This window comes from Bacteroides sp. AM23-12, from assembly GCF_003434395.1.
In the GTDB taxonomy this organism is placed as follows: domain Bacteria; phylum Bacteroidota; class Bacteroidia; order Bacteroidales; family Bacteroidaceae; genus Bacteroides; species Bacteroides thetaiotaomicron.
The window spans coordinates 1-268 of record NZ_QTLF01000115.1; the positions used below are offsets into that span (position 1 = coordinate 1).

The following is a 268-nucleotide window of genomic DNA, read 5'->3' on the forward strand; positions in this document are numbered from 1 at the left end:
CGTCCGCGATGGTGTCGGTTATCTCTTTGGGGGTGTAGAAAGCGGTCAGCACGGACGCTTTCAGCGAATCCACAAACCGCTTGTACTCTGTTTCGTCCTTGCTGTTCTCACGGATAAGCCTGTGCAGCTCCACCGTCGGGGCGAACAGTTCGAGGTCGGATTTCGCCCACCGGACGGCATCCGTCAGTTCCTTTGCAGGGTTGAGGATACATTTCAGACCGCCGAAACCGCAGTACCTTTGAAGTATGGCACGCTCTTCGGTTGTCGC

At 56.3% G+C, this 268-nt stretch carries 1 protein-coding gene; it reads right to left on the reverse strand.

Annotation, left to right across the window (positions count from 1 at the left end; genetic code table 11):
- Nucleotides 1-268 (reverse strand): hypothetical protein (locus DW640_RS23420; protein WP_147326415.1); only part of this gene is annotated, 268 nt, incomplete at both ends.